The organism is Alteromonas sp. KUL17, assembly GCF_006538305.1.
Taxonomy (GTDB): domain Bacteria; phylum Pseudomonadota; class Gammaproteobacteria; order Enterobacterales; family Alteromonadaceae; genus Alteromonas; species Alteromonas macleodii.
Genome location: NZ_BJKJ01000001.1, coordinates 395143 through 419500, shown reverse-complemented (window position 1 = coordinate 419500; position 24358 = coordinate 395143). Strand labels below are relative to the sequence as shown.

Here is a 24358-nt window from a genome sequence, read left to right as displayed (position 1 = left end):
GGTGTGTGAGCGGGAATTCCTGACTTACCATTAACAACTTGATGCGTTTGTAAGAACTCCGATATTACAAACACGGCAACGAAGCCCACCATGCTCGACGGTTAAACGTCGTACGCTGGTGGGTTTTTTTTTGGCTACGAGGAACACGTATGACTGGGTTAAAGACAACATCACTGCTAAAACGCTTTCGAACGGCGAGTGCTGGAGTATGTGCAGCACTTGCCGTCTCTTTAGCAAGTTTTTCTGCGAGTGTGGCAGCACAAGCACCAGCGGTAGGCTGGCCTGAGAAGGAAGAACTTAAATTTGGTTTTATCAAGCTCACTGATATGGCACCGCTTGCTGTGGCGTACGAAAAAGGCTTTTTTGAAGATGAGGGCCTCTACGTAACATTGGAAGCGCAAGCTAACTGGAAAGTGCTGCTTGATCGCGTAATCGACGGCCAACTAGATGGCGCTCATATGCTGGCTGGCCAACCCCTTGGTGCGACCATTGGCTTCGGCACGGAATCGCACGTGGTAACAGCATTCAGTATGGATCTCAATGGTAATGGAATTACCGTTTCTAATGAAATTTGGGACAAAATGAAGGCCCATATTCCACAGGAAAATGGCAAGCCAGTTCATCCTATTAAAGCTGATTATTTAAAGCCAGTAGTTGACGAATACCGCAATGCTGGAAAGCCGTTCAACATGGGAATGGTATTTCCAGTTTCTACACACAACTACGAGTTACGCTATTGGCTTGCAGCAGGTGGAATTCACCCTGGATATTATGCGCCGCATAAAGGTGATACTGCGGGCCAAATAGACGCTCAGGCACTGCTGTCAGTCACCCCTCCACCGCAAATGCCAGCGACGATGGAAGCCGGCACCATCTATGGCTACTGCGTAGGCGAGCCATGGAATCAACAGGCAGTGTTTAAAGGTATTGGTGTACCTGTGATCACCGACTACGAAATTTGGAAAAATAACCCTGAAAAAGTGTTCGGCGTAAGCCAGGGCTGGGCTGACAAATATCCTAATACGCACATTCGCGTGGTTAAAGCCCTAATTCGAGCGGCAATGTGGCTGGATGAAAACGACAATGCTAACCGTCCTGAAGCGGTAAAGATTCTTGCTAAAAGTAACTACGTAGGTGCAGATGAAGACGTACTGGCTAACAGCATGACAGGCACTTTCGAATACGAAAAAGGTGACAAGCGCGACGTGCCTGATTTTAATGTGTTCTTCCGCTACAACGCCACTTACCCATACTACAGTGATGCTATTTGGTACCTCACACAAATGCGCCGCTGGGGTCAAATTTCAGAGGCTAAGTCTGACGATTGGTATAAAGAGACAGCCAAAAAAGTTTATAAACCAGAGGTCTATGCTCAGGCTGCTAAAGCGTTGATTGCCGAAGGTAAAGCTAAGGCGTCTGACTTTCCAGAGTTTGGGACGGAAACGGGCTACAAGCCGCCTCAGAGCGAATTCATTGATGGCGTGACGTTTGACGGAAGCAAGCCTAACGCTTACTTAGAGCAATTTAAGATTGGTCTGAAGGGTGACACTGTACTGTAAGTGTCTGATTTAATGGCCCTGCCTTCAGTTCTAACTAGGGCGGGGCATAAACAGCGCAAAAGCGCACATCAAGTGTCAGGAGCAAGCAATGAGCAAGATGACAACCATTCTTCGCCTTCCATCGTCGCCGTCAAACGCCAACTCTTTGTTGAGCCGTTTATATCAATCCACGCCTGCGTTGCTGCTGCCTGTTATTGGCTTGCTGATGTTTTTGGCCATTTGGAATGGTGTAGCAAAAAGTATCGACACGTCGCTGGGGCAGTTCCCAGGGCCTGCACAAGTTTTTGAGCAAGCCGGTGCGTTAATTGACGAGCATATTGCACAGCGCGAAAAAGCAGACGCTTTCTATCAACGTCAAGAAGCAAGAAATGCAGCGCGTGTAGCGCAGGACCCTACTTATCAGCCAAAAATTAGAGAATTCACCGGTGCGCCAACGTTTTTTGATCAGATATGGACAAGCCTTTACACCGTTATGGTTGGATTCTTAATTGCATCAGTCGTGGCGGTTCCTGTGGGTATACTATGTGGTCTAAGTAAATCTGCTTACACCGCAATAAATCCACTTATCCAGTTATTTAAGCCAGTGTCTCCATTGGCATGGCTGCCGCTGGTGACTATGGTGGTAAGTGCCCTTTATGTCAGCGATGAGCCGGCCTTTTCTAAATCATTCGTGACCTCTGCTTTTACGGTTTCGCTTTGTTGTTTATGGCCAACCCTTATTAACACCGCAGTAGGCGTATCAAATATTGATAAGGACCTAATCAACGTAAGCAAGGTATTGCGCCTTACGCCGTTTTCTCATCTCACCAAAATAGTACTTCCATCTTCTATCCCCATGATTTTTACAGGACTTAGATTGTCGCTTGGTATTGGCTGGATGGTACTGATTGCGGCAGAAATGCTTGCCCAAAACCCAGGTCTAGGAAAGTTTGTGTGGGATGAATTCCAAAACGGAAGTTCGGAGTCGCTAGCGAGAATCATGGTAGCAGTGCTTACCATTGGCGCTATTGGCTTTGTACTAGACCGCCTAATGTTATCGATTCAGCGCGCTGTAAGCTGGGACAAGTCGAGCGTACTACGCTAATTTTGAGGAGAATTTTATGCACACTAAACACTTAGAGTTAGAGCAGGTGGGTATCGACTTCCCCACACCGAAGGGGCCATTTACTGCGCTTCAAGATGTAAATCTTAAAATCAGCAAAGGTGAATTTGTGTCGTTAATTGGCCATTCGGGCTGCGGTAAATCAACGGTGCTGAATATCGTCGCAGGTTTGCACCAAGCTACTACCGGCGGCGTAATTTTAGATGGCGCAGAAGTGAAGCAGCCTGGACCTGAACGCGCAGTAGTCTTTCAAAACCATTCTTTATTACCTTGGCTTACGGTATACAAGAATGTTGAGCTGGCCGTAAAATCGACCATGCGAGGCAAGAGTAAAAACGAGATGCGTGACTGGATCATGCACAACCTAGAGCTTGTGCACATGACCCACGCCCTTGATAAATTACCCAGTGAAATATCAGGTGGTATGAAACAGCGAGTGGGCATTGCACGAGCGTTGGCAATGGAGCCAAAAGTGCTGCTAATGGATGAACCGTTCGGTGCGCTAGACGCCCTAACTCGCGCTCACCTTCAAGACTCGCTAATGGAAATTCATGCTGATTTGGGTAACACGGTTATTATGATTACTCACGATGTGGATGAAGCGGTATTGCTATCAGACCGTATTGTTATGATGAATAACGGCCCGGCAGCCACCATTGGCGAAATTCTAGATATTGAGTTGCCGCGTCCGCGAGATAGATTAGCACTTGCAGATAACAAGCAGTACAACCACTACAGACATGAAGTCTTAACTTTCCTTTACGACAAACAAAAGAAGGTTGAAACCGTTTCGTCACGCGCCAACCAAGCGCCTACAACTAACAAACATTCACAACAGCTAGCAAAAACCAGCGGGGTGTCATCTGAAAAAAAAGACGCTAAGAAGTCAGATGCCGCCTAGCTTTATCGGCACCTGACTAGGGCGGAAGCCTTTTCCGCCAACTAACCAAAACCATCACTTTTAACCAGCATTCTACTGCTGGCTGGGTAAGTGTTGACTAATAAAAATTGATACCGATAGGGAATACACATGAACACGTTAAAAAACTTTGGCATTAAGATGCTAACAGCATCTGTTTTGACAGTATTGGGTGGAAGCGTGATGGCCGCTGACATTCACAGCGCATTAAGCGATTCAAAGGCATGGGCTGATCTGAATTTACGCTACGAAGCTGTTGATCAAGACAATGCGTTAGAAGACGCAAGTGCACTGACTTTGCGTACGCGTCTAGGGTTTAGTTCGGGTAGCGTTAATGGTTTCTCATTTACCGCTGAGGTTGAAGACAGTCGTATTGTACTTGGGCAAGATGAGTTTACTGTGGGGCCTACTGGCTTTAACGTAGGTGAGTATTCGGTCATTGCCGACCCTGAAACTACCGAAGTTGATCAAGCTTTTATTCAGTATAAGGCAGATAACTTTACCGCCAGAGTAGGGCGACAAGTAATTACGTTGGATGACCATCGATTTGTTGGCCACGTTGGCTGGCGACAAGACCGCCAGACCTTTGATGCCGTAAGCGCTAAATATGCGGCAACAGACAATCTAGAACTATTCTATAGCTATCTTTACAAACGCAACCGCATTTTTGCTGAGGCGGCAGATTTAGATTCTAAAGATCATATTCTTCATGCGACTTATACATCTAAAATTGGCAAGTTTGTGGCCTACGCTTACCTTTTAGAAGTGGACAACGACACGGATAACGCGTTGGACACGTATGGCGTGAGCTACGATGGAAAGATGAAAGGTGAGAGCGTGAGTTGGGCTTACGGTGGTGAGTTTGCCACGCAATCAAGCGAAGCTGGCGCGGGCGAAACGGCCACCGACTTTGACGCCTCTTATTTAAATGCGTATGTCGCAGCCACGTTTTCTGGCGTGACGGCTAAGGTCGATTACGAAATACTAGGTTCTGACGATGGGTTGTACGGGTTTGCAACGCCGCTAGCTACGCTGCACAAATTCAACGGTTGGACTGATCAGTTCTTGGGAACGCCACCACAGGGCTTAAAAGATCTTAAGTTATCTCTATCAGGTGGGCTAGCCGGTGGTAAATGGCTTTTGGCTTACCACGATTTCAGCGCTGACGACAGCAGTAACGGCGCTGACGACTTAGGCAGCGAAATTAATGTACAGTATACGAAGAAGTTTGCAGGTAAGTACAATTTTGGCATTAAGTACGGTACTTACGATGCGGGAGATATAAAGGTGGATACCAATCGCTTCTGGATGTGGATTGGTACACGCTTCTAATTGCAATACACTATTACAACGTTATGTTGTAATTAATACTACAGGTCTGGCTGGGTCGTTACTGACTTAGCCAGCCTTTTTCAACGGCCACATCAAGCTGCTGCATAACGTAGTCCCACAGCGCCGGTGCGCAAGACTTTAAGTGGGCATTACGCTTTTCAATTTTCTCTCTTGCAATACCGTGGCGTTTCCAGCTTCCTCCGTTGTCTTTCATATTTTGAAATACGGGAAGTACGCGGTCCATTGATTTTGCAAATTCTGCATCGGCGGTTTCCGCTGCTTCAAACTCAAGCCATAAATCGAGTATTTCACTACTAAGTGGACTCGGCAATAAACCAAAAATGCGCTTAGCGGCAGCTACTTCTTTCTCGGCTTGTGCGTCGTGATCTGTTTGATGATTGAAAGCAAACATGTCGCCAGCATCAATTTCCACAATATCGTGAATAAGGATCATGCGAATAACGCGGGTCACATCTATAGGTTTAGCCGCATATTCGCTTAGCATATTTGCCATTAATGCAACATGCCAGCTGTGCTCTGCGGAGTTTTCCTGTCGATAGTTATCACAGGGTAGGGTGATCTGGCGCTTAACTGCTTTTAGCTGGTCAAGTTCACAGATAAAGTCAGCAAAGTCACTTACTGCATACATTGGGATGCTCCAAGGCGTAAAAATGGGCGCCTGAGCGCCCATTTAATTATTCAAGGTCTAACGAGAGTATTGGTTATTAACCAAATTATTTTTGCTCAGATAGCCACACGATTAGGTCAGCGATGTCGTCGAAGGTCATGTCAGCAGTGAATGTAGGCTGATATTTACCGTTGATAATAAAGCTTGGCACACCAGTTAGGTGCTCACGATACTCGTCAATTTGCTGTTGATTCTTGCGCACCATGCTATTTACGCCGAAGCTTTTAGCCATTTTGTCAAACTCTTCACCGTCTACACCGTTCACAACGAAGATATTGCGAAGGTCTTTCAAGCCAGTGATAGATGCACGTTGCTTGTGGATATAGTTAAAAATAGCGCCGTTCATCGCGTCTTCTTGCTTCATAGCGCGCGCAATAAGCATGGCTTTAGTTGCATCATCTTGAACTTCAGGTCCAGTAAAACGCATAAAGTTTACGTGCACCTTATTGAATTTCGTGCCGTCGCTTTTCTTTTCTTTAATTTGCGCAACGATTGGTTCGAACTGGAAGCAGTGAGGGCACCAAAATGAGAAGTACTCAGTAATAACAGGCTTATCCGTGGCTTCTTTATCAAGCACAGTATAGTGGGTACCTTCTTTCCATTTAGACGCTGGCTCTTGAGCGCATGCTGTTAGTGGCAAAAGCATTGCCATGACAAACATTACTGCAAACTTTTTCATGGAATATAATCCTATGTTCAAAAAACTATTATCGATACCGAGATTATCACAGGCTTGTTCGCTTAACTAGGACCTGTTCTACTTCAATGCCTTACTACGCGACAAGCTCACTAAAAAACGCGATTCAAGGTTTAGGTAAATGCAGTATTTTACATACGCATGATGAACAGAGTCTGAATCATCATGCCCTAACAGTAACTCAAAGAAAAAGGGCTATAACCATGTATAGCCCTTTATTGTTTGTTGATTTCACGTTGAGTTTTGCCTTTAAGCAACGCTCAACAGAAGGTTCATTAACGTTACATCACTTACATGCTGTAGTTAACTGAAAGTAGAGCGCGACGCTCTTGGCCTGCATAACCTACAATGTCTTCATAATCAGTATCAAATACATTGTCGACCTTCAACGAGACCTGCCACTGCTTATCTATTTGATAGCCTAGATTAACGGTTGCAAGCGTATAGGCTGACAGCGCCAGAGTCTGAGACGGTTCAGGGAAAGGAGGGAAGAAGGTGTCATAATGACTCCCTGTGTAAGCTAGCTTGGTGTAAAAGCTGAACTTCTCCGTTCCAAAGTCAGTGTTGTAGGTTAATGAGCCTTGGTGAAGGGCACGACGCAGTTCAGTGGTTGTTATACCATTATCGGTTTGTTCCGCATCTAGATAACTATACGCTGCGGTAAAATCACCATAGCCACTGTCCCAGTTAAGTTCTAGATCAATACCTTCTCGTGAGCTTTCACCGTCGATATTATCTGCACTATACGCACCCAAATCTGACACAAATACGAAGCCATTGATTTCATCTTCAAGGTCGGTAGTGTATGCGCTGATTTGTGCAGACAGTGATTTCCAGTTTGCCTTAACGCCTATTTCCCATTCTTCACTGGTTTCAGGTTCTAAGTTTGGGTTGCCGATGAAGCTTGCTGTGAAGTAGCCAAAGCGCTCGGTGAAAGTGGGAGTTTTAACGGCTTTACCATAGCTGGTAAAAACAGCGTAGTAATCGTTAAGCTGCCATGTAAGGCCACCGCGATAACTTACTGCATTGTCGAACTCACTGTTGTTGTCGAATCGTGCGCTTAGTGTTGCGGTAAGCGACTCGGTTAGCTGACCATTTGTCTCGGCAAATACGCTATAAGTATTGTCATGCTGCTTCTGGTTCGGATCGCCAAATGCAATTGGGCCGCGCTGGGTAAAAAGGCGCTGTAGGTATTCAACACCGCCAGCAAAATCCCAGTTATCCATGGTATAGAAACCTGTCCAGTTTAACTCTATGCGCTCACCAGTGGTGCCGCCAGTGTCTGCACCTGACTCGGTGTTATCGTTATCGTCTTTGCGATAATGCGCACTTAGCGCTGAGCGATAAGCTGTATTTTCCGGAGCAAATTCCCATCTTAATTTCGCACTAATTTGTGAACCATCCGTCACGTTATCTGAGTCAGCAGGAAGGCCTGTCGTCACAAAATCAGTGCCGTCGTAATCATTCTCGTACTGAACCGTGCGAAGGTTAGCTATTAACGTATGCTCCGACGTTGCGGCATAATTAATATTAATGCCAGCGGTCATGTTGTCGTAGCCATCATCTTCGTTACCAACACGAGATACGTTGTCACCGTCGGTACGTATGTAGCTGGCGTATGCAGAAATACCTACGTTATCGCTTTGCGAGCGCGCGTTCATGCTGCCCTGCAACGTTCCTTGTGTGCCAACGCCAGCAGAGAAGTCTACGTGTGACGCATTATCGGCAAACTGGCCTGATTTCGTAGTAATGCTCAATACACCACCGATAGCGCCGCTGCCCCATCTTGCGCTTTGCGGGCCTCGAAGAAGCTCTATGCGCACCACGTTTGCGCTAGTTAAGTGAGCAAGGTCAACCAGGCTTCCTTGGCCTACGTCGTTGGCAACAACGCCATCAATTAAAACAAGTAGATGGTTAGTTTCACCGCCGCGCACACGAAGCTCTGTTAAGCCACCAGGACTGCCTGACTGAGACAAGCTAACGCCAGGTAGGCCGCGAATTAGATCAGTAAGTTGAAGTGCGCCCGAAGCTTTAATGTCGCTTTCAGTTAGCACCGATACTGAACCAGGAAGTTTGGTTAACGAAATAGGCAAACGCGTGCCTGTTACTGTTAAGGTTTCAATATCTTGGTCAGAAATTTGAGCAAAGGCAGGTGTGCTTAAGCACGAAATAACTGCAGCGCTAAGGGCTGCTTTAGTAAAATGTGTACGCATGGTTTTTATGTTGTCTTTGATGCGCTCCACCCGAGCACATGATTAGGGAAAGTGCACGTTTTTGCTTAATTATAGATGTGAGCAAGCAAACGACACCATGAAGTACAGGCCGGTATCCGGGCTTACTCACCATTACTACAAATGTAATAGCTCTTTTGCCTTCCCATCTAATGGCGTTTAATACGTAACGCATAAAAGACAGTGGCGTATGAAAAGAAAACGACAACGCGTTGAGTTTACCGTTGCGGGGGCAGCATCAGTTTTTCACTGATTTCCCGTTTAACCCTTGTCACTTAGGTTGTTTTAAAGCGTGACAAAAGCACCTACACGCTAGCAAGTATATCTAAGTTAAAATGTGATAGCGAATACGGTTTCTTATACCTTACGCTTTTTCGTAGCCGCCATAAGATTATCGACAACGGTCATCGAAAAAGCGTTTTTTCAGCAGTAAAGGGGCTGGCTCAATATCCTAATTTCAGTGGAGGCTCTTGAAGGGCCGATAGCTGTTCTTTCAGAGCAAGTATTTGGCCTTCCCAGTATTTGTCTTCAGCAAACCAAGGAAATGCCCGCGGAAAAGCAGGGTCTTCCCAGCGTCGTGAAAGCCATGCCATGTAATGCACCATTCGCATAGCGCGGAGGGGCTCAATAAGTGGCAACTGTGCAGTGTCAAACGGGTGAAACTCCTCGTATGCTTCAACCAAAGTATCGAGCTGCAATAGTTGTTGTTGGCGGTCGCCGCTTAGCATCATCCACAAATCTTGGATAGCAGGGCCCATGCGGCAATCATCTAAATCAACGAAGGTAGGGCCATCGCGCCACAGTATATTGCCTGGGTGGCAGTCACCGTGAAGCCGAATACTTGATGTTGGCTTATACGCTTTTTTCGTGGCATCAATAACGGGGTTAAGTATGGCAAAAAATGCTGTCTTTAGATGCTCTGGCAGCAGTGTGCTTTTCATAAGCACCTGCTTCGGTTCATCGAGGTAACTTTCAATATCAATCGAGGGACGATGTGCAAACCCTTTAGCATGGGCCACGCGGTGAATACGGCCAATGAAACGCCCCATCCATTCGAGTTGATCAAGGTTGTCATTTTCGAATTGTCTACCGCCCACCGAAGGAAATAACGCAAATCGATAGTCAGTTTCGGCCACGGTGTGGTGATGCAGCGTGCTGCCATTGAGAGAAATGGGCGCAGCCAATGGAATTTCGTTATCGATTAGCTCTGCAGCAAACGCGTGTTCTTCAAGAATTTGAGCGTCGGTCCATCGACCTGGGCGATAGAATTTTGCTACATAGCGCTGACCGTCTTCAGCCAAAAACTGATAGACGCGGTTTTCATAACTATTAAGTGCTAGCAAACCGCTTTGAAGAAAAATGCCCTGACTTTCCAGGGCATCTAATATGGTGTCTGGGCTAAGCCCAGAGAATGAAAAATCTGTCATCGATAAAGGAACTTAGTTGGCTCATCAACGGTAACCGTTTCCCCATCAATAGTGGTGGTTACACTGATAAAAATATCGGTAACCGTATCTTCCAGATTATAGGCGTCAGTTGCAACTGAAATCGGCGTGCTATACACCGCACCGCCTTCAACTGTTACAGTTTGCTCACCAATGTACTTGTAGTCAGGCAAACCTTTTACAGCAATAGAGTAGGTTTGGGTTTGCTGAGTTTTGTTAAGTACTTTTATTGTATAAACGTTCTCAATTAGCCCTTCATTCGTTTCGCGGTATAGCGAGTTTCTGTCGCGGATAATGTCAACTTCGGTGGGGCTGCGCATCCAAATATTGGCAAACAGCAAGCCTATCATCACCACTAAAACTACAAAGTAACCAATTAACTTTGGACGTAAAATATGAGTCTTACCGCCAGCTAGTTCTTCTTCAGAGGTAAAGCTTATCAGGCCTTTAGGATAACCCATTTTATCCATAACACCGTTACACGCATCAACACAGGCGCCGCAGTTGATGCATTCGTATTGTAAGCCATTTCGAATATCGATACCGGTTGGGCATACCTGAACACACAGGTTGCAGTCTATACAGTCGCCTAACCCTTTTTCTTTTACTTGCTCGTGACTAAGTTTGCGTGGTCGCGGGCCGCGTTGCTCTCCACGCTTTGCATCGTACGATACAGTAAACGTGTCTTTGTCGAACATGGCAGACTGAAAACGCGCATACGGACAAATGTGCGTGCACATGATTTCGCGCATGTAGCCAGCGTTTCCGTACGTACATACGGCAAAGAAAATAACCGATAAACCTGCCCAGAAGCTGGTGTTAAATGTTACAAAATCGATAAACAGTTCATCAATTGGCATAAAGTAGCCAACGAAGGTTAAAGCCGTTAACAGCGCTACCAATACCCAAGCGGTGTGCTTAGCTGTTTTACGCAAAAATTTATCTGCATCCATTTTGCGTGCATCTAGCGCTATACGCTTGTTGCGCGGGCCTTCGAATTTCTCTTCGAACCACGTATAAATGTATACCCACGTTGTTTGAGGACACATAAATCCACACCACACTCGACCAGCGAAAGTGGTGACGAAGAACAATGCAAAGGCGGAAACAATAAATATATAGGCCAACAAAGTGAGATCTTGAGGCCATAAGGTTAGTGAGAATATAGTAAATCGCTGCTCGCCGATGTCGAGTAGCACGGCTTGATGCCCGTTGTACTGAATCCATGGAATGATGGCAAAGAGGCCCAAAAAGAAAAGGCCAAACATGCGTCTAAACGTCTCTAAAGGGCCTTGTACAGCCCGCACATAAATACGGCTACGAGAGTCGTGGCGTTTACCCTCAGGTCCACCTTTGGGTTTATGTACTTTTACCGGTGTAACGGTCTTTACCGGTATTTGTTCATTCATAGCTTAACCTTATGTGACGTAACGAACTGCCTGTGCAGTATAACTGCGTTCAAAACGTCATATTTAATGTAGATCAATAATGCGGCGTATGGTGTATCTTTTTAAAGTTTCAGTCAATACTGAAACTTCAGAACGTAAGTCGTTTTTTGTTTTGATTTCCTCAGTCTATGTAACTTTGTAAATAGTTAAATACAGCTACGTGAATAATGAGGATTAATATAACGGCCAGGTGCCATTTGATGCCCAACATCGACGATTAGGCTTTACCTACTATACATGAGTATAGTTTGCTGTATTTACAGGTAAACCGATATGACCCTATTATCGTCGATAATAATGTGGTCAATTACCGTTTGAATCGTGTACAGTGAGCATTGTGAAAATGTAAATTGGCAAAGTGTAGTTGAGCACATAGTGAGAAAGGTGCTAAAAAATTGGCGCTATTTGTAGTAAACGTCTGTCAAAGTTAGCTGAGAAGTCATGTTAAGGTTCTTTATCATCGCTGCTGAAATTATTGTTTTGGTAATTGTGCTGCGGTCTCCTTTTGTTCAGTATCTCTTTGAAGATATCCAGAACTCGCTTTCTGAATGGCTAGTTTCAATTGCCACCTTACCGGAGCGAGAGGAACTGCGTAGTTTACAAGATAAAATTAATATCCAGCTGAGTCCCTTAAAGCCTTACCAGCAAACATATGTTCAGCAAATCACCGCTGATAGCGCAAGCGTTAAACGTTTTTATCACACTTATTGTGAAAAGGACGATATAAACCCCAACTTTACGGGAACTAAACGCGTTCAACTATGCCTAATCATTAAACAGTCGTCAGTTATGCAAGTAGCAAAGCGAGACTAGCCAATTTTAACCAGGTTGGTTAAATATAAAGCTGATATAAAAGCCGACAATTGCTGCATGCTAAGCTTTCTCTAAATGTCTTGCTAACTCATAGTTTAAACGACTGAATTTAGGAGCATAAAAGTGAATAAATTACGTACTTTTTCTTATTTAGGTTGTGCCACTGCGGTTGGACTTCTTGCTGTTTTCGCTCCCACCCAGGCGGCAGAAGTAAAGATTACTTGGGAAGAACCTGAAACATATAGCGATGTTAAGCCAACTAATGAGTCACGCAAACGGTTTCGCGAACGAACATTAGAAGATCTGGAACAGCACATTGTTGAGTTAGCTAGTGATTTACCTGAGTCGCAAGTGCTGTCAATGACAGTAACAAATGTTGATTTAGCTGGCCAGGTTTGGCCAAGCCAGTTTGTCGGCTTCGGTAACGGCGCCGGTAGCGACGTCCGTATCATTAAACGCGTTGATATTCCTAGAATGACATTCAGCTACTCGTTGGCTAATGCCGACGGTCAGGTCATTTTAAGTGGTGAAGATGTGAAACTTAAAGATATGGATTTTATGGAGTCGAATATTCGTCGCAATCGCACGGAATCGCTTTCTTATGAAAAAGCGATGCTTAACGATTGGTTTGCAGATACGTTTTCAACCCAAGTAGCAGCGAACGACTAATAGTTTCGTTCAAATCATAATAAAAAAGGTCACATATAGTGACCTTTTTTGCATTCATAGCCCATATTTCACGGGCTATAGCACTATAAGCTGCCTACAGATAATCAAACTCATTACCTGATATTGCAAGGGTGCTTTCAGGGCCAGCTTTATAAGCGGCTTTGTGCGCATCGCGACGTACTAAGATACGTTCCATATAGAAGTCACGTGTCTTCATCTTAGACGCTGCAAGTACCGCGTTACCTGATGCCTGCGCTTTGTCGGCCATGCTGTACCACAGTACGCCAATCAATGAATAGGCGCTGTATGCCAAGTAATCACAAGCAGCAGCTGCAGCGGTGGTGGCATCCATACCTAAGCAATCGGCTGAAGATGCACGCCAATCATCAAGAATTCCTTGAGCCAGACCCTTCGCCTCATTGTCTTGAATGTCGCTAACTAAAGCGTTAAACGCATTATAGGTCGCTTCCATCATTTGACCGCCATCTCGGGTAAGCTTACGACCAATAAGGTCTAGCGCCTGAATACCGTTGGTGCCTTCATATAACATAGCAATGCGCACGTCGCGCATAAGTTGTTCCATACCCCATTCACGAATAAAGCCGTGACCACCAAATACTTGTACACCTAGGCTAGTGGTCTCAAGGCCCATATCCGTCATAAAAGCTTTGCAGATTGGAGTTAAAAACTGAAGTATCTTGTCGGCATCTTCTTTTTCTTGACCTTCACCAAGCTTCTCAACGTCCATAAACTTGGCATAGAAAAGTGAAAGTGCACGGCAGCCTTCAATCAGTGATTTCTGCGTAAGTAACATACGCGCTACGTCAGGTTGAAAGACGATCGGGTCTGCTTTGCCTTCTGGATTTTGAATTCCCTGAGGTGCGCGAGACTGAACGCGTTCGCGGGCATAGGTCAGCGCGCCTTGGTAAGAGGCTTCTGCCGCCCCTAAACCTTGCAGACCTACTTGGAAGCGTGCATCGTTCATCATGGTGAACATACATGCTAGGCCTTGGTTTTCTTCACCTACAAGGTACCCCGTTGCACCGTCAAAATTCATCACGCAAGTCGGGCTCGCTTTGATCCCCATTTTGTGTTCGATGCTTCCTACTGACAAGCTGTTCGCCTCGCCAGGCTCATTGCTGGCATCTGGAAGGAACTTAGGCACTAAGAATAAGCTGATACCCTTAACGCCTTTGGGGGCGTCAGGTAGACGAGCTAGAACAAGGTGAATAACGTTCGAACTCCAGTCGTGATCGCCTGCGGTAATAAAAATCTTATTTCCGGTGACTTTATAGCTGCCGTCGCCTTGTGGCTCAGCTTTGGTACTAAGCAAGCTCAAATCTGTTCCTGCGTGAGGTTCGGTCAGGTTCATGGTACCTGTCCACTCACCGCTGATTAGCTTAGCAAGGTAGATATCTTTTAATTCTTTACTGGCGTGCTTAGTAACCGCAAGTGTTGCGCTTTCAGTAAGCATGGTGGTTAAACGCCAGCTTAAGTTCGCCGCGTTTAGCATTTCGTGAACAGGCACAGCCATGGTGTACGGCAAGTCTTGCCCGTCGTACTCGGCAGTACCTAGCATTGCATTCCAGCCGTTAGCAACATATTCCTGATAGGCATCAGCGAAGCCTTTAGGCGTGGTAATGCTGCCGTCTTTTAGCTTACAGCCTTCTTCATCGCCTTCACGGTTAAGAGGGGCAACCACATCCAAAGCAAACTTTGCACCCTGTGCAATAATTTCGTTGGCAAGTTCGCTATCAAAGTCGCTGATACCGAGCTTTTCGTAGTGAGCATCAAGTCCAAGCCAGTCTTTTAACAAGAACTGAAAATCAGTCGTAGGGGCGTGGTACAGAGGCATGGATGACTCCTTTTTCAAACAAGTGTTTTAATTTTGTCTATTATAGTCACAAAAAGCGTAGTCCGAATAGTCCGTTAAAGGAAAGTTAATAATAAATTTGGATGATGTGGGGAGTGATCTATGCAGACTGATATTAAAGCAACCTATAGGTTTACCTGGGCTCGTTGACTTTTAATGTGCGGCAAAGTTCATACAGGCGCTAATAATGATGTCTGACGCATTGATGTTAATATAGAAAAGCGAACTCAAATGGTAAGCTCGCTTGCAATTCATATTCTCGCAGGCATGCTTAGCCTACATTGAAATAACCCATTCACATATGCACGAGCAACACGGTACATAAAAACATGAAGTTAGATAGCGCAAAGAACAACTTTAGAAACAGCAACGATGATGCGCAGAACCCAGTTTGTATTGTAACGGGGGGAAGCTTGGGGATCGGTTTTGCAGTATGCAAGCTGTTTAGTGAAAACGGCTATCACGTCATTAACCTGGATATTAGAGACTTTGAGCAAGTACTACCTAATGCTATCTGGAAGCCTTGTGATGTAAGTGTAGTGAGCAATATTGAGGCCGCTGTCAATGAGGTTATTGCCTCTCATCACCGCATAGACGCCTTGGTATGTAATGCCGGTATACATGTTTCAGCAACCATTGAAGACACTGATGAAGCGCTGCTTGATAAGGTACTAAACTTGAACGTAAAAGGGGCGTATGGCGCGATTAAGTCTTGCCTGCCAACCATGAAAGAGCAGGGCAGCGGCGCGATTGTGGTGATGGGCTCAGATCAGTCCTTTATTGGAAAGCGCAATTCGTTCGCCTACGGTGTCAGCAAAGGTGCGTTGGCGTCTATGGCGAAAACCACCGCGCTTGACTACGCACCCTATAATATCCGCGTTAACGCGGTCTGCCCGGGTACTATCGAAACACCTCTATTTCATAACGCCATTGATAATTACGTGGCACGTTCTGGAGCAGATAAAAGTGAAGTGGTAGCAGAAGAAGCCGCTGCACAACCTATTGGACGTTTGGGCCAGCCCGAAGACGTAGCTGAATTGACTTATTTCCTATGCAGCAACAAAGCGTCGTTCATCACGGGTAGCTTGTATGCGGTGGATGGGGGCTACACAGCGCAATAGAAAGAGCTGAACAGAAAAGCAACGCGAAATGCCTTATCAGCAATAGCATAAACCAAGGTTTTATAAACAAAGATGAGCAAGCCTTCAATCACTTGGATAGACCCTCATATTCACTTCTTTGCCTTAAACGAAGGGCACTATAATTGGCTGAAACCAGCCAATGCCCCTTTTTGGCCAGATAAAAAAGCGATTGCAAAACATACTACAGAGCAAATGCTCTATCGCGTGTCGTTAGGGCAGTTAGGCGGTTTTGTTCACATTGAAGCGGGTTACGATAACGAAAGACCCTGGCGTGAAATTGCGTTCTTGGAGCGTCATTGTACGCTGCCATTCCGTTCAGTTGGGTGTATCGATTTAACAGGAAATAATGTCGGTAGTCATATCGATAAGCTAAAGCGATACCACTCAATACGTGGGCTTCGTCACATATTAGATGACGATGCTAAAGCACTTTTACGCACCCCTAAAGTTAAATGGGGGCTTCATCATATGGCGTCGCAAGGCTTGTCTTTTGAAGCGCATTTAAATCTTACAGATAGCAATGCTGTGCATGCGCTGCTAACGGTACTAGAACAAACACCCTCGCTAAAAGTGGCTATAAACCATGCCGCAATAGCGCCGATTGATGTAAATAGCTTTGCGTTTAAAACATGGCGGCAGAATATTCGCGACTTGAATGAAACGCAGCAAGTTGTGTTTAAGTTCTCAGGATTAGAAATGCAAGATCGCCGTTGGTTGTGGCAACGTGCGTCTTATGTTTTTGAAACCTTGCTGGACACCGTTGGCACAGATCACATGATGTTTGCCAGCAATTTTCCGCTATGTCAGTGGCGAATGCCGTATGCCGCGCTTTGGCACGGGTTCGTTGACATTACAACGCCGCTTTCTGTAACTCAAAAAGCGGCGCTGCTGTACGAAAATGCGAAGCGATGGTACGACATCGCATAAAGCTAGCTTAGTTAAGCTGCTGAACTAGCCTAGGGTTTATTGCCTTCAATAAACCCGTTGGATTTCAGCTTTATTTAAGCGCAGTTACCGTCATGTGCGGCGAGCGATAAACCACCTCATCGTTTAGATCGATACCAATTCCCGGTGTGTCAGGCGCTTCAATGAAGCCGTTTACTGGCTGAGGATCTTGAATGCAAAGTTCACGGTTCCAGTCTTTAATAGCGTAGGTATGGTGCTCGTGAATTAAGAAGTTTGGAATGGCCGTTTCTAAATGTAGGCTTGCCGCTGTCGCTACAGGGCCTCCGCAAACGTGAGCCTGAATACGTACATCGTAAATGTCGGCATAGTCACACACCTTTTTCGCTTCGGTGAAACCACCACAAAGGCCAACGTCAGGCTGAAGTACATCAATAGATTGGTCTTCAAGGTAAGGGCGTACATCCCAGCGGTGGTACAAGCGCTCACCGCCCGCAATAGGCACGTTCACGTTCTTCGCTACTTTGTCGTGAAGCTTCGAGTTAAGGTAATTCACTGGCTCTTCGTAGTATAGACAGCCAATTTCTTCTACGGTGTCACCCAGCTGGATAGCCGTTGATGCGCCTAATAAGCTGTGACATTCAAAGATGATGTCGCCATCTTCGCCCATTGTGTCTCTAATCGCCTGAAGACGGGCTTTGAAAAGTTTAAGCTCGGGCTTAGTAAATAGTTTGGTTCTGTCGAAATGGGTGTTGCCGTCTTTATCGTAAACGATGGGGTCAACTTTAACCGCATCGTAACCATCTTTAAGTGCTTTTTCAGTGGCGCGAGCATAGTCAGCGGGGTCGTTAAGCTTGGTTACTTCTTTGTCCCAATCAAACTGTAGCTGGCTAGCGTAGCTACGGAGCTTGCCATTAGTTTTGCCACCCAGTAATTCGTAAACCGGTAAGCCAAGCGCTTTGCCTTTAATGTCCCAAAGTGCAGTATCAATAGCGCTCATCGCAGCATAAATAACCGGGCCGCCGCCTAATCCCCAAAAGCCTTCGCGCAGCATTCTCGACCAAAGCAGTTCAGTGTGAAAAGGATTAAAGCCAATCAGCATGGCTTCGGCAATTTCTTTAATCATGTGTGCAGCGGCGCTGTGACCCCAATCATAAGCCAGTCCTGCTTCGCCCACACCGGTAATACCTTCGTCGGTGTAAACGCGTACGAAAACCGGGTTCCACTGAGGGCGCTTAGGGCATTCGATATCAAAAATTTCTACTTTGGTGACTTTCATAATGTATAAACAATTCCTGTTTGAAATAAGTTGGCGTTTAGCTGGCTAAGCTAAATTATTCGCAGAAGCCCGGGTCTAGTTTGTAAGCTTTGCGAAGCATGGCAGGCCATGCTTTTTGGCCGCCTGTTTCGCCGCTGTGAACCACATTAGCCTGTGCGTATATGCCATCAATAATGCTTTGCGGTATCTCGATAACCTCTTCATCAGACTGCATCAGGGCAAGCTGAATTTCGCACGCACGCTGCAAATCGTAAAAGCGCATAAAGGCGTCGCCAACGGTGGGACCAAGGGTTAGACCGCCGTGATTAGGCAAAAGCATGTGATTAGTGTCGCCAAGGTCGTCCTGCAAACGTTTCTTTTCACTATCATCAACGGCTAAACCTTCGTAGCTGTGATAAGAAAGTGAAGGTAGCGAAAACATTGAATACTGGCTCCAGGGCTTAAGCCCGCCTTTGACAGATGCGACTGAGATTGTGGCTAGTGTATGCAGGTGAATAACGCATTGGGCATCGTGACGCACTTCGTGGATAGCACTGTGAATGGTGAAGCCAGCGGGGTTTATGCCGTAAGGTGTATCGTCAAGGATGTTACCCTCTAAATCGACCTTAACCAGGTTAGAGGCGGTAACCTCGTCAAACGTCAGGCCAAAGGCGTTAACCAAGTAATGATCAGTGCCCGGTACCTTAGCTGAGATATGCGTGTAAATAAGGTCGCCCCATCGCATATCTGCCACTAACCGATAGCATGCTGCTAAATCGACACGAGTTTGCCATTCTTGTTCAGAAACTTTGCCTTTAAGGCTTAAGGTTGGCAGTGAAAACAAGCCACTTCTCCTATTCTTTTCATGGTGACAATTTACCAATACCCGCAACAATGAACAATGCTTTGTCAGTGCTGCGTTATATCGAATTGGGTGTAGCCATCGCGCAAGGGAATAAGATCGTCAGCGAAACGCATTGCGTCGTGGTCAAGGGTAAAGGGGTCGGCTTTTACGAGTTTTTTTATCTCTAATTTGGCCCAAGGAGGCGCATCGAAGGCGTCTGGAAGGGTCTCAATACCAGCATCTAAATCACAACCAAATATAGCCAATCCATTAGGTGTGGTGGATAAATATTGGGTAACTTCAACATTGAACCCAGTTTCTTCCCACGTTTCTCTGTGTGCAGTACAGGCGACCGATTCATTTTCAAGCACCCCTCCACCAGGAAAATCCAATTTACCTGAAAGACGGTGTTCTACTAACAGTACCTTATTTTTTGTTTTGACTAGGCACGCGGCAGCAATCAAAGGGGCTGGACTGTTTTCTCCAATTTGGTTTTGTTGAGATAAAAGCCTATCGGAAACGCGACAAACCGGCGCGTTGGGTGAAGACTGTGAACATGCGAAAAGCGTTAAAACAGCGAATATAGCTGATAAGCGAAATAAGATGACCATCGATTTGGGTAAAATACTCTAGAAGCTGTTTGTGATTGTTTTAAAAATAATCAATATTAAATGACAGACTCTACGCAAAAATAAAAATAACACAACTAATACCAGTCCGCGTAGATCATTACCCACTCAGCGAGATTTAAAATGTTCGGAATCGCGGCGTGTTACCGCAGGTGTAGTGGCTCTACATCAAGGTGACACAACAAAGAGTACGGACATTTTAAACTCGCCCTTCGGGAAGGTCTGGCAAGCTTCCTAGCTTCATTCTGGGAATTTGAAAGGGAACACCATTCCTGCATTCCCACGCTTTGCTAGGAAGCTTGCCAGCGCCTTCTGAGAGGGCAATGATCTATGCGGATTGGTATAAAAATAATAACGCGGTACACAATCTTTACGTATAGCGGCGCTTGCGAAGAATCGTAAGCGGATTTTGTGTACTTGAGTATCCTAAACGTTTTCAAAAATACGTGATGGGATACTTTTTTACCTATAGGAAAGGTTATGTCTTCACGATTATCTTTATCGCCTTTGTTGCTTGGCGTAGTACTACTTGCAGGTGTTGTAGTGTATTTGAATATGCCCGAAGAAGAGAGCGCGAGTAATAGTAGCGTGCGGGCGACGCCGGTAAAAACAGCCTTGGTATCATCACAGGCATTCCCCATTACGATTGAGTCATTAGGTACTGCTACCGCCAACGAGTCGGTAAATATTACCGCACAAGTCACCGATACCGTAAAAACAATTAATTTTGAAGACGGCGATAAAGCCACCGAAGGCGAGTTACTGGTTCAGCTAAACAATACGGAAGAACGCGCCAGGGTAGAGGAACTTAAGGCGAATATTGATGAGGCCAAACGCCAATTCACGCGAATTTCTGACTTGCGTCAGTCAAACGCTACCTCTGAACAACTTCTTGACGAGCAGCAAGCACGGGTTAAAGCCTTACAAGCTCAGCTAGATATTGCGCTAGCTCAGCTAAATGACTTGCAGATACGCGCGCCATTTAGCGGACTATTAGGTAATCGCGAAATCAGTATCGGCTCTTTGGTGCAACCTGGTGACACTATCACGACTTTAGATGACATCAGTCTAATTAAGGTCGATTTCAGTATCGCTGAAAACCATCTTGCAAGCGTGGCTAAAGGGCAGGCATTAAGTGCATCCTCGGTGGCTTACCCCGGAGAAGAGTTTACAGGGGAAATCTCTAACATTGACACGCGACTCGACCCGATTAGCCGCTCTATTCGGGTACGTGCGACGATAGACAACCAAGATAATCGTCTACGCCCAGGTATGCTGCTTACCGTAATTGTTGAAAAGCGCGTGCTGAATACTTTGGTATTGCCGGAAAAGGCGTTGGTTCCCGTTCAAGACAAGCAGTATGTGTATGTCGTTAAAGATAACGTTGCACATCAAACCGAAGTGGTAATTGGTGAGCGTCGTCCCGGGCTGGTGCAAATTGTTAGTGGGTTAAACGAAGGCGATGAGGTCATTACCGAAGGTACGCTTCGGGTACGCGACCAATCTCCGGTTAATGTGTTAAACCGCTAAGGGAGCATATCGTCATGTTATTGTCAGACGTTTCAGTAAAGCGCCCTGTTTTCGCAACGGTTATCAATTTACTGCTGATCATTTTCGGTATTGTCGCTTTTACCATGTTGAGTTTGCGTGAATACCCTGATATCGACCCACCTATTGTCTCGGTAAGTACCACCTACACAGGTGCATCTGCGAATATAGTGGAAACCCGAATTACCCAGCTATTGGAAGATAGAATATCGGGTATTGAGGGGATAAAAAACGTTACCTCGACCTCTCGTAATGGTCGTTCAGACATTACCATTGAATTTAAGCTCTCTCGTGACATTGATGCTGCCGCGAATGACGTGCGCGAGCGAGTAAGTCGCGCACTCAATAACTTGCCTGACCAAGCTGATCCTCCAGAGGTGTCTAAAGCAAATTCCGATGAAAGCGCCGTGGTATGGTACAACCTGCGAAGCACAAACCTAAATACCATGGAGCTAACTGACTACGCCGAGCGCGTATTAGTGGATAGGCTTTCAATTGTCGATGGTGTCGCCCGAGTTCAAATTGGGGGAGGCAGGCGCTATGCCATGAAAGTGTTCTTAGACCGCAATGCAATGGCGGCAAGAGGTATTACGGTAAACGATGTAGAGCAAGTCATTCGCGCCGAGAATGTGGAGTTGCCGGCGGGGGAAGTGGAAAGTACTGACCGTAACTTTGAAGTACGGGTTGCGCGAACCTTTCTTACACCTGACGACTTTGCCGCGCTGACAGTTGCGATAGGCGACAACGGTTATCTTGTGCGGCTTGGCGAAATAGCCCATGTTGAATTAACCGCAGAAGATGACGAAACCGAGTTTCGTGGTGATGGCGTCAATATGATTGGACTCGGTATTATTAAGCAGTCCAAAGCCAACACCTTAGACGTAGCCCGTGCAGCGAAAGCGCAAATTGAAAGAATAGAAGCCACCCTTCCTGATAATATTTTTATTGTACCCAGCTATGATTCGTCGGTATTTATTGAGGCGTCGATTGATGAAGTATATGAGACTTTAGGTATAGCGATGCTAATGGTGGTGATCGTTATTTACCTTTTCCTAGGTAATATTCGCGCCACGTTGATTCCGGCAGTTACCGTACCCGTTTCTATTATTGCCGCTTTTATCGTGATGTATGCACTGGGGTTTTCGATCAACCTTCTTACCCTGCTTGCTATGGTGCTAGCCATCGGTTTGGTGGTGGATGACGCCATAGTTGTGCTTGAGAACATCTACCGACGCATAGAAATGGGCGAACCACCTATTTTGGCCGCCTACCGCGGCGCTAAAGAAGTTGGGTTTGCGGTTATTGCAACAACGCTGGTGCTTATTTCTGTGTTTGTACCGTTGGTTTTCCTTGAGGGCAACATTGGAAGGCTATTTACGGAGTTCGCATTGGCCATAGCTGCAGCAGTGGCATTTTCAAGTTTCACGGCTCTCACGCTATCCCCTATGATGGCGTCAAAAATACTCAAAAAGCGCCCCCGTTCTTCTGGCTTTGGTAGTTGGATGGATAAGCGGTTTACACAGCTAGAAACAGGCTATTTTAATACGTTAGGCAAAACACTCCACCAACCCATTTTGATGCTACTTTTGCTGGTTATTGCGGTGATAGCTTTGGTCCAACTTTCTCACAAAGTGCCCAGTGAGTTCGTTCCGAAAGAAGATAGAGGCAACTTTTTTATCTTAATGAATGCACAAGAAGGCGCGAGTTTTGAAAGTAATGCTAGGAACCTAGAGCAAATTGAGAGCGTTCTAATGCCCTATCGCGAAAGCGGTAAAATTAATCGTCTGTTGGTTAGAACACCTGGTTTCGGAGGAAATGCAGGGATTGCGATAGTTGGCTCGGCAGACTGGGATGAACGAGATTTTAGTACATTCTCTTTAATGGACGAAATTAGCGCCAAACTCAACAGTGTGCCTGACGTTCGTGCTTTTGCGATTATGCGTAGCGGTATTTCGGGAGGTGGGCTAGGTCGTCCTGTTCAGTTTGTATTACAAGGTGACACCTACGAGAACCTGGTTGAATGGCGCGACACAGTAATACAAAAGGCCGCGCAAAACCCTGGACTGATTAGGCTAGACTCTGACTATAAAGAAACCTCTCCACAGCTGTTAGTAAATATAAATCGCGACAGGGCAGCAGACCTGGGCGTATCAATTAGTGATATTGGTAGTACGTTAGAAGTGATGCTAGGACAGCGTAGGGTGTCGACTTTCCTCGATAGAGGTGAGGAATACGATGTCATCATGGAAGGCATAGAGGAAGACTTCAGAAGCCCTAACAGCATAGAAAATTTATACGTTCGCTCATCTCGCACTGGTGAACTCATTCCCATGGATAACTTATTAACATTCGAAGAGCAGGCAACGTCTGCGCAGCTGAATCGTTATAACCGAATGCGCGCTGTGACAATATCAGCAAATTTAGCAGACGGTTACACCTTGGGTGAAGCGCTAGCCTACTTGGAAGATATTGTCGCCACGGAATTGCCAGACAATGTGTCTATTGATTACAAAGGCGAGTCTCAACTTTATCAAGAGGCGGGTAACTCATTTGTTTATGTTTTCATGTTGGCGCTTGCTGTGACTTATTTAATATTAGCAGCGCAGTTTGAAAGCTGGGTACACCCGTTGGTTATTATGCTCACCGTGCCGTTGGCCTTGGTTGGTGCCTACATTGGGCTGTTTTTCAGCAATATGACTATCAATATTTACAGTCAAATTGGTTTGGTTATGCTCATTGGACTTGCTGCTAAAAACGGTATTCTGATTGTGGAGTTTGCTAATCAACTACGCGACGCAGGTATGGAGTTTGAACAAGCACTTAAACGAGCCGCCGCCCAGCGTTTAAGACCCATAGTGATGACAGGCTTTACCACGGTATTTAGCTCACTGCCTCTTGTACTTGCCTCCGGGCCTGGCGCTGAGAGCAGAATGGTGATCGGTATGGTTATTTTTTCGGGTGTGCTTCTATCAACATTTATGACCCTCTACGTGGTTCCAACTGCGTACAGTTGGCTAGCAAGAAATACAGGCTCTCCAATGCAGCGAACCAATAAAATTGACGAGCTGGAGAAAGCGATCCCCTATAAAAAAGGCGAGTCTTAACGGCTCGCCCCACTGTTTGTTGTTTGAATTTCACTCAGTCGCCAACATTCGTTGGCGCAAACTGGATAACCTTAAGGTATGCATTTTCATACTGCAATATAGGTTTCTATCACTTGCGATGCCTGTCTTACTAATTTCAAGTTGTTGATTTTAA

The 24358-nt window shown here is 45.8% G+C and carries 19 protein-coding genes and 1 riboswitch; of the genes, 10 read left to right on the top strand and 9 right to left on the bottom strand.

The features are described from left to right. The first annotated feature begins 149 nt into the window (after window positions 1–149). The 4 genes from KUL49_RS01740 to KUL49_RS01725 all read left to right on the top strand — a co-directional run bounded on the left by KUL49_RS01740 (window position 150) and on the right by KUL49_RS01725 (window position 4912). Entirely contained in the window at window positions 150–1559 is a 1410-nt protein-coding gene (locus KUL49_RS01740) for a CmpA/NrtA family ABC transporter substrate-binding protein (RefSeq protein ID WP_131136085.1), read from the top strand. An 88-nt stretch (window positions 1560–1647) separates the two neighbouring features. Next, window positions 1648–2643 (top strand): ABC transporter permease, encoded by a 996-nt coding sequence (locus tag KUL49_RS01735; protein ID WP_207308446.1) that lies wholly within the window; start codon window positions 1648–1650, stop codon window positions 2641–2643. Between the two features lie 16 nt (window positions 2644–2659). Further along, entirely contained in the window at window positions 2660–3562 is a 903-nt protein-coding gene (locus KUL49_RS01730) for an ABC transporter ATP-binding protein (RefSeq protein ID WP_131136084.1), read from the top strand. Between the two features lie 129 nt (window positions 3563–3691). Next, entirely contained in the window at window positions 3692–4912 is a 1221-nt protein-coding gene (locus tag KUL49_RS01725; RefSeq protein WP_131136083.1) for an alginate export family protein, read from the top strand. A 58-nt stretch (window positions 4913–4970) separates the two neighbouring features. Here KUL49_RS01725 and KUL49_RS01720 read toward each other — a convergent pair whose 3' ends face one another. The 5 genes from KUL49_RS01720 to ccoG all read right to left on the bottom strand — a co-directional run bounded on the left by KUL49_RS01720 (window position 4971) and on the right by ccoG (window position 11382). Continuing rightward, window positions 4971–5561 (bottom strand): HD family hydrolase, encoded by a 591-nt coding sequence (locus KUL49_RS01720; protein ID WP_131136082.1) that lies wholly within the window; start codon window positions 5559–5561, stop codon window positions 4971–4973. An 85-nt stretch (window positions 5562–5646) separates the two neighbouring features. After that, entirely contained in the window at window positions 5647–6279 is a 633-nt protein-coding gene (locus tag KUL49_RS01715; RefSeq protein WP_014948248.1) for a thiol:disulfide interchange protein DsbA/DsbL, read from the bottom strand. Between the two features lie 308 nt (window positions 6280–6587). Continuing rightward, window positions 6588–8510, bottom strand: coding sequence for a TonB-dependent siderophore receptor (locus KUL49_RS01710; protein ID WP_242633691.1), 1923 nt, complete (start codon window positions 8508–8510; stop codon window positions 6588–6590). 89 nt (window positions 8511–8599) lie between these two features. Then, window positions 8600–8852: riboswitch (cobalamin riboswitch) on the bottom strand. Window positions 8853–8971: 119 nt separating this feature from the next. Next, a complete protein-coding gene (locus KUL49_RS01705; RefSeq protein ID WP_131136080.1) occupies window positions 8972–9955 on the bottom strand; it encodes a serine/threonine protein kinase in 984 nt (327 codons plus the stop codon). After that, on the bottom strand, window positions 9952–11382 hold the full coding sequence (gene ccoG / locus KUL49_RS01700) for a cytochrome c oxidase accessory protein CcoG (protein ID WP_131136079.1): 1431 nt from the start codon (window positions 11380–11382) through the stop codon (window positions 9952–9954). Before ccoG ends, KUL49_RS01705 begins: the two co-directional genes overlap by 4 nt. 480 nt (window positions 11383–11862) lie before the next feature. Here ccoG and KUL49_RS01695 point away from each other — a divergent pair, with 480 nt between their 5' ends. Next, window positions 11863–12234 (top strand): hypothetical protein, encoded by a 372-nt coding sequence (locus KUL49_RS01695; RefSeq protein WP_014948251.1) that lies wholly within the window; start codon window positions 11863–11865, stop codon window positions 12232–12234. A 123-nt stretch (window positions 12235–12357) separates the two neighbouring features. Next, a complete protein-coding gene (locus tag KUL49_RS01690; RefSeq protein ID WP_131136078.1) occupies window positions 12358–12903 on the top strand; it encodes a DUF3016 domain-containing protein in 546 nt (181 codons plus the stop codon). A 94-nt stretch (window positions 12904–12997) separates the two neighbouring features. Here KUL49_RS01690 and KUL49_RS01685 read toward each other — a convergent pair whose 3' ends face one another. Continuing rightward, complete coding sequence (locus KUL49_RS01685; RefSeq protein WP_131136077.1) at window positions 12998–14758, bottom strand: acyl-CoA dehydrogenase family protein; 1761 nt, start codon at window positions 14756–14758, stop codon at window positions 12998–13000. 347 nt (window positions 14759–15105) lie between these two features. Between KUL49_RS01685 and KUL49_RS01680 the strand changes: the two genes are divergently transcribed. Together KUL49_RS01680 and KUL49_RS01675 are read left to right on the top strand one after the other, a co-directional pair. Beyond that, a complete protein-coding gene (locus tag KUL49_RS01680) occupies window positions 15106–15897 on the top strand; it encodes an SDR family NAD(P)-dependent oxidoreductase (protein ID WP_131136076.1) in 792 nt (263 codons plus the stop codon). 72 nt (window positions 15898–15969) lie between these two features. Then, window positions 15970–16845 carry an amidohydrolase gene (locus KUL49_RS01675; RefSeq protein ID WP_131136075.1) on the top strand — a complete coding sequence of 292 codons (876 nt, stop codon included), beginning with the start codon at window positions 15970–15972 and terminating at the stop codon, window positions 16843–16845. A gap of 70 nt (window positions 16846–16915) precedes the next feature. Here the strand turns inward: KUL49_RS01675 and KUL49_RS01670 are convergent, their stop codons facing one another. The 3 genes from KUL49_RS01670 to KUL49_RS01660 form a co-directional block, all read right to left on the bottom strand. Next, complete coding sequence (locus KUL49_RS01670) at window positions 16916–18100, bottom strand: mandelate racemase/muconate lactonizing enzyme family protein (protein WP_131136074.1); 1185 nt, start codon at window positions 18098–18100, stop codon at window positions 16916–16918. Window positions 18101–18155: 55 nt separating this feature from the next. Continuing rightward, entirely contained in the window at window positions 18156–18923 is a 768-nt protein-coding gene (locus KUL49_RS01665) for a class II aldolase/adducin family protein (RefSeq protein ID WP_049587025.1), read from the bottom strand. Window positions 18924–18988: 65 nt separating this feature from the next. Next, the gene (locus tag KUL49_RS01660; protein WP_131136073.1) at window positions 18989–19534 is read right to left on the bottom strand and encodes an NUDIX hydrolase; all 546 of its coding nucleotides are present in this window, start codon (window positions 19532–19534) and stop codon (window positions 18989–18991) included. Window positions 19535–20032: 498 nt separating this feature from the next. On the opposite strand from KUL49_RS01660, the gene KUL49_RS01655 reads away from it, so the two are divergent. Then, on the top strand, window positions 20033–21082 hold the full coding sequence (locus KUL49_RS01655; protein WP_131136072.1) for an efflux RND transporter periplasmic adaptor subunit: 1050 nt from the start codon (window positions 20033–20035) through the stop codon (window positions 21080–21082). Window positions 21083–21096: 14 nt separating this feature from the next. Further along, on the top strand, window positions 21097–24204 hold the full coding sequence (locus KUL49_RS01650) for an efflux RND transporter permease subunit (protein ID WP_131136071.1): 3108 nt from the start codon (window positions 21097–21099) through the stop codon (window positions 24202–24204). The last annotated feature ends 154 nt before the right edge of the window (window positions 24205–24358 follow it).